This window comes from Stenotrophomonas sp., from assembly GCF_031995405.1.
GTDB lineage: Bacteria > Pseudomonadota > Gammaproteobacteria > Xanthomonadales > Xanthomonadaceae > Stenotrophomonas.
In genome coordinates this window covers 22157-28299 of the sequence record NZ_DAMAGC010000049.1, presented here as the reverse complement: position 1 = coordinate 28299, position 6143 = coordinate 22157, and the positions used below count along the sequence as shown (strand labels likewise).

Annotated in this window: 4 protein-coding genes; 2 read left to right on the top strand and 2 right to left on the bottom strand. The window is 67.6% G+C overall.

Features of this window, described 5'->3' with window-relative positions:
- Positions 1–187: 187 nt before the first annotated feature.
- Both RTO53_RS10665 and RTO53_RS10660 read right to left on the bottom strand, forming a co-directional pair.
- A complete protein-coding gene (locus RTO53_RS10665; RefSeq protein WP_312237766.1) occupies positions 188–835 on the bottom strand; it encodes a protein-L-isoaspartate O-methyltransferase in 648 nt (215 codons plus the stop codon).
- A gap of 137 nt (positions 836–972) precedes the next feature.
- Entirely contained in the window at positions 973–1644 is a 672-nt protein-coding gene (locus tag RTO53_RS10660; protein ID WP_312237765.1) for a TetR/AcrR family transcriptional regulator, read from the bottom strand.
- A gap of 122 nt (positions 1645–1766) precedes the next feature.
- On the opposite strand from RTO53_RS10660, the gene RTO53_RS10655 reads away from it, so the two are divergent.
- Both RTO53_RS10655 and RTO53_RS10650 read left to right on the top strand, forming a co-directional pair.
- Positions 1767–2906 carry an efflux RND transporter periplasmic adaptor subunit gene (locus RTO53_RS10655; protein ID WP_312237764.1) on the top strand — a complete coding sequence of 380 codons (1140 nt, stop codon included), beginning with the start codon at positions 1767–1769 and terminating at the stop codon, positions 2904–2906.
- A 3-nt stretch (positions 2907–2909) separates the two neighbouring features.
- Positions 2910–6080: an efflux RND transporter permease subunit gene (locus RTO53_RS10650; protein ID WP_312237763.1), complete on the top strand. Its 3171-nt coding sequence runs from the start codon at positions 2910–2912 to the stop codon at positions 6078–6080.
- The last annotated feature ends 63 nt before the right edge of the window (positions 6081–6143 follow it).

Here is a 6143-nt window from a genome sequence, read left to right as displayed (position 1 = left end):
GGCACGCGCCTGCACGGCGCCTTCCTTGTCGTACAGACGGGTCGATTCGGCGGCGGACAGCTGCGGATCGCCATTGCGCGCCATTTCGTAGACCTGCAGCAGGTCGGCGGCGGAGGCGGTCATCGGCAGCAGGGCGGCGGCCAGCGCAATAGCGAGGGATCGGCGGATCATTGCGGCTTCCTTGGACTCAGAGTTGGAACTGGGGCGCCGGAGCGGCACCGCGCAGGTAGTCGATATCGGTTTCAAACAGCGATTCGGTGGTGCCGTCGGCCTTGACCAGCACCGCTTCCATGACCGGCGAGTGGCCGCGGATCACGAACAGACGGCCACCGGGACGCAGCCACTGGGTGAAACGTGACGGAATGGTGTCCACCGCAGCGGTCACGCAGATCGCGTCGAAGCGGCGCTCGGTTTCCCAGTGCAGCGCGTCGGCGGTTTCGATCCGCACGTTGTTGCCCAGGCCGGCGGCATCCAGGCGCGCACGCGCAGTGGCAGCCAGTTCCGGCTGGATTTCCAGGCTCAGCACTTCGCGGGCCAGTTCGCCCATGCAGGCGCTCAGGTAGCCGCTGCCGGTACCGATTTCCAGCACTTCCTCGCCCGGCTGCAGATCCAGCGCCTGCAGGGTGCGGCCTTCGATGACCGGCTTCATCATCTTCTGCCCGAAGCCCAGCGGCAGTTCGATGTCGGCGTAGGCCAGGGCCTTGTGCGATTCAGCGACGAACGCCTCACGCGGCAGGCGTGCCAGTACATCGAGCACGCGGATCTCCAGCACGTCCCAGGGACGGATCTGTTGTTCGACCATCAGTTCGCGGGCGTGGGAGTAATCGATCGTCATGAGGTTCTAGTTCCAGCGCAGTGGGCCGGCCATTTTACCGGTGCCGGGAGCCGGCGGCGCGCTGAGAGCATCGCTGCCGTCGCGCCGGGGTCGCAGTGCCGGAAGTCACCGCGACCTCCGGTCCATTCATCTTGATCTCACGCCCGGGGGCGCGGCGCGTACGCCCTCAGGAAGAAGTCGACGCTGGCGCTCACATGGGCGTCGGCATCGCAGTCGGCCGGGGTCGGTCGCAGCCCGCACATCATATGCGTATGCAGCTCACCTTTGAGCAGCGTCATCAGCTGCAACGCGGCGGTCTGGCAGTCCTCGATATCGAGCTCGCCACGGGCCACCCGGGCGCGCAGGAACTCGGCCAGGGCATCGGTGGTGCGCTGCGGACCGGCGACCCAGAACATCTCGCGCAGGCGGTCATCGGTTTCCGGAGCCATCATCACCCGCTGCACGGCGACCGCCTCGGCCGAGGTGATCATGCTGAAGAACGCGTGGCTGATGCCCTGCAGCTGGTCGCGCAACGGCCCTTCGGCGTCGGTGACGAACAGCGCATCGGGCAGCATGGCGACACAGGTGGACTTCACAGCTTCGGTAAACAGGGTCTCTTTGTCGCCGAAATGGCTGTAAACGGTCAGCTTCGACACACCTGCCTGAGCGGCGATGCTGTCCATGCTGACGCCGTTGTACCCCTGATCCACGAACAACGACTTGGCCGCGTCAAGGATCGCGGCGCGCTTGCCCAGGTCTTTCGGACGGCCCGGCCCGGAGGCCTTGGCGGCCGGCTTGGCGGGCGCGACGGAGGAGGTCGAATCAGTCATCCAAACAATACTAGACCAATCGGTTCGATATTTATACTATACCGGCTGGTTCACTATTAGCCGTGTTGCAACAGTATGTTGCCAGCGCGTTCTTCCGGATTTCTTTTCAGGTCCTGTACCTCATGAACAACATGCGATGGGTGGGTGGCGCTGCGCTGCTGGTGATGCTGGCGGCGTGTGGCAGGCAGGACGCCGAACCGGCGGCGGCGATCCCGGTGCTGGTGGTGCATCCGGGCACCGTGACCGGGCAGGAAGCGGCTGCCTACCCGGGCGAGGTGCATGCCCGTCAGGAAAGCCCGCTGTCCTTCCGCGTGGGCGGCAACCTGGTCAAGCGCCATGTGGACGCCGGCCAGCGGGTGGCCAAGGGCCAGCTGCTGGCCGAACTGGACGCTGCCGACTACGCCTCGCAGGCCGCCGCCTCGCAGGCACAGCTGGCCGCCGCCGAAGCCGACCTGGTGCGCGCCCGCGATGACCAGAAGCGCTATGCCACGCTGGCCGAAGGCCAGCTGGTGAGCCGCTCGGCGCTGGACCAGCAGACCGCCGCGTTCAAGGCCGCGCAGGGGCAGGCCAATGCCGCCCGCGCCAACCTGGCCGTGGCCCGCAACCAGGCCGAGTATGCGCAGCTGCGCGCGCCGGCCGATGGCGTGATCGCCAGCCGCCAGGCCGAGGCCGGGCAGGTGGTGAGCGCCGGGCAGACCGTGTTCACCCTGGCCGCCGATGGTGGCCGCGAGGTGCTGATCGCGCTGCCGGAGAGCAACATCCGCGATTACCAGGTGGGCCAGCCGGTGCAGATCGAGCTGTGGAACCGGCCGGGCCAGCTGCTGCCGGGCACGATCCGCGAGATCGCCCCGGCCGCCGATGCGCAGGCGCGCACCTATGCCACCCGCGTCAGCCTGGCGCCTGAAGCAGTGGGCGAAGTGGAACTGGGGCAGAGCGCGCGCGTATTCGTCGCCGCCGGGCGCAGCGGCACCCTGCAGCTGCCGCTGGCGGCGGTGCTGCGTGGCGCCGATGGCAAGGCCAGCGTGTGGGTGGTGAACCCGTCCAACGGTGCGCTCAAGGCCACCCCGGTGACGGTCGGGGCCTACGGCGCCGAGGCGGTGCCGGTGTTGTCCGGGGTGGCGGCTGGCGACTGGGTGGTCGCTGCCGGTGGGCATCTGCTGCGCGAAGGCCAGGTGGTGACGCCGGTGGATCGGCAGAACCGTCCAGTGCTCGCACCCGCCGTGACGCCGGCGACTGCGCCGGCCGCCGGCAAGGGGCACTGATCCGTGCGCCGCTTCAATCTCTCCGAATGGGCGCTGGGCAACCGGCCGCTGGTGCTGTTTGCGATGCTCGCCTTCGCGGTCATCGGCGCGTGGTCGTACAAGCACCTGGGCCAGTCCGAGGATCCACCGTTTACCTTCAAGGCGATGGTGGTCCGCACGATGTGGCCCGGCGCCACCGCCGAACAGGTCTCGCGCCAGGTCACCGAGCCGATCGAAAAAGCGCTGATGAACACCGGCGAGTACGAGTTCATCCGTTCCTACTCGCGCCCGGGCGAATCGCAGGTGATCTTCATGGCGCGCGACAGCCTGCGCTCCAAGCAGATCCCGGACCTGTGGTACCAGGTGCGCAAGCGCGTGGGCGACATCCGCGCCACGCTGCCGCGCGAGATCGTCGGGCCGTTCTACAACGATGAGTTCGGCGACACCTTCGGCAACATCTACGCGTTGACCGGCAACGGCTTCGATTACGCGGTGATGCGCGACTACGCCGACCGCATCCAGCTGGAACTGCAGCGCGTGCCCGACGTGGGCAAGATCGACCTGGTCGGGCTGCAGGACGAGAAGGTCTGGATCGAGCTGTCCAACACCAAGCTGGCCACCCTGGGCGTTTCGCTGCAGCAGGTGCAGCAGGCCCTCGCCGACCAGAACGCGGTGAGTGCCACCAGCTTCTTCGAAACCCCGAGCGACCGCGTGCAGCTGCGCGTCACCGGTCAGTTCGATTCGGTCGAGGACATCCGCAGGTTCCCGATCCAGGCCGGCGAGCGCACCGTGCACCTGGGCGACATCGCCGAGGTCAAGCGCGGCTTCGCCGACCCGGCCTCGCCGAAGATGCGCTTCATGGGCGAAGACGCCATCGGCCTGGCCGTGGCGATGAAGGATGGCGGTGACATCCTCAAGCTCGGCGCCACCCTGGATGCCGAGTTCGAGCGCCTGCAGAAGACCCTGCCGGCCGGCATGCAGCTGCGCAAGGTGTCCGACCAGCCGCATGCGGTGGAAGAGTCGGTGGGTGAGTTCGTGCAGGTGCTGACCGAGGCGGTGGTGATCGTGCTGCTGGTCAGCTTCTTCTCGCTGGGCCTGCGTACCGGCCTGGTGGTGGGCGTGACCATTCCGCTGGTGCTGGCGATGACCTTCTTCGTCATGCATTACTTCGGCATCGGCCTGCACAAGATTTCGCTCGGCGCGCTGGTGCTGGCGCTGGGCCTGCTGGTGGACGATGCGATCATCGCGGTGGAGATGATGGCCACCAAGATGGAGCAGGGCTACGACCGCCTGCGCGCGGCCAGTTTCGCCTGGGAATCCACGGCCTTCCCGATGCTGACCGGCACGCTGATCACCGCCGCCGGCTTCCTGCCGATCGCCACCGCTGCATCGAGCACCGGTGAGTACACCCGCTCGCTGTTCCAGGTGGTGACCATCGCGCTGGTGGTGTCGTGGATCGCCGCGGTGCTGTTCATCCCGTACCTGGGCGACAAGATGCTGCCGGACCTGTTCAACCCGCAGCTGCCCAAGCCGACCAGCCTGGCCGGGCGCTGGCGCGCCAGGCGCCTGCAGTGGGCCGACCGTCATCCGGCGTTCGCGCGCTGGATCGCGCCGAAGGAACACGCGCACGACCATGATCCCTACCAGCGGCCGTTCTATACGCGTTTCCGCGGCTTCCTGGATACCTGCCTGCGCCATCGCTGGTGGGTGATCGGCGCGACCGCGGCGCTGTTCGTGTTCTCGCTGGTGATCTTCCGCTTCGTGCCGCAGCAGTTCTTCCCGGATTCGACCCGGCCCGAACTGATGGTGGACATCGAACTGGCCGAAGGCGCGTCGCTGGCCGCCACGCAGGCCCAGGCCAGCAAGCTGGAGAAGCTGCTCAAGGGCCGCGAGGGCATCAGCAACTACGTGGCCTACGTCGGCACCGGCTCGCCGCGCTTCTACCTGCCGCTGGACCAGCAGCTGCCGGCCACCAACTTCTCGCAGTTCGTGGTGCTCACCGCCGATGCCAAGGCGCGAGAAGCCACGCGCGACTGGCTGATCAAGGACGTGATCAAGCAGTTCCCGGACGTGCAGATGCGCGTGACCCGGCTGGAGAACGGGCCGCCGGTGGGCTACCCGGTGCAGATGCGCATCTCCGGCGAACACATTGCGCAGGTGCAGGCCATCGCGCGGCAGGTCGAGGCCAAGGTCCGCGAGAACCCGCACGTCATCAACGTCAACCTGGACTGGAGCGAGCCGAGCAAGGTGGTGCGGCTGGTGATCGACCAGGACCGCGCCCGCGCACTGGGCGTGAGCAGCGCGCAGGTCAGCCAGTTCCTGAGCAGCTCGTTGTCGGGCATGAGCGTGAGCACCTATCGCGAAGGCAACCGCCAGATCGAGATGCTGCTGCGTGGCCCGGACAACGAGCGCGCGCAGCTGGGGCTGCTCGGCAGCCTGGCCATTCCTACCGCCAGCGGGACGTCGGTGACGCTGTCCCAGGTGGCGCGGCTGGAGTACGCCTTCGAAGACGGCATCATCTGGCACCGCAACCGCCTGCCCACGGTGACCGTGCGCGCGGACATCGGTGACGGCATGCAGCCGCTGGACGTGGTGCAGCAGATCCTGCCGACCCTGGACGGCATCCGTGCGCAGTTGCCCTCGGGCTACCTGCTGGAGACCGGCGGCACCGTCGAGGATTCGGCGCGCGGCCAGAACTCGATCAAGGCCGGCATGCCGCTGTTCCTGATCGTGGTGGCCACGCTGCTGATGCTGCAGCTGCGCAGCTTCTCGCGTGCGGCGATGGTGCTGGTGACCGCACCGCTGGGCATCATCGGTGCGACATTGTTCCTGCTGCTGTTCCGCGCGCCGTTCGGCTTCGTGGCGTTGTTGGGCACCATCGCGCTGGCCGGCATGATCATGCGCAATTCGGTGATCCTGATCGACCAGATCCAGCAGGACATCGACGCCGGGCATGACCGCTGGCACGCCATCATCGACGCCACCGTGCGCCGCTTCCGCCCGATCGTGCTGACCGCGCTGGCGGCGGTGCTGGCCATGATCCCGCTGTCGCGCAGTGCGTTCTACGGCTCGATGGCGATCTCGATCATGGGCGGGTTGATCGTCGGCACCGTGCTGACCCTGGTGTTCCTGCCGGCGCTGTACGCGGCATGGTTCCGGGTGCAGCCGGACGAGGCCAGGACCACGGAAGGCTGATGTTGCCGGGGATGACGCACTGTCGGCCCCGCGTGGCGCCGGGCATTGCCCGGCGGCCCTTTG

What these genes read in the sequence shown, in the direction of transcription:
- RTO53_RS10665 (WP_312237766.1), bottom strand. Translation starts at nt 835, where the DNA reads ATGACGATCGATTACTCCCACGCCCGCGAACTGATGGTCGAACAACAG.
- RTO53_RS10660 (WP_312237765.1), bottom strand. Translation starts at nt 1,644, where the DNA reads ATGACTGATTCGACCTCCTCCGTCGCGCCCGCCAAGCCGGCCGCCAAG.
- RTO53_RS10655 (WP_312237764.1), top strand. Translation starts at nt 1,767, where the DNA reads ATGAACAACATGCGATGGGTGGGTGGCGCTGCGCTGCTGGTGATGCTG.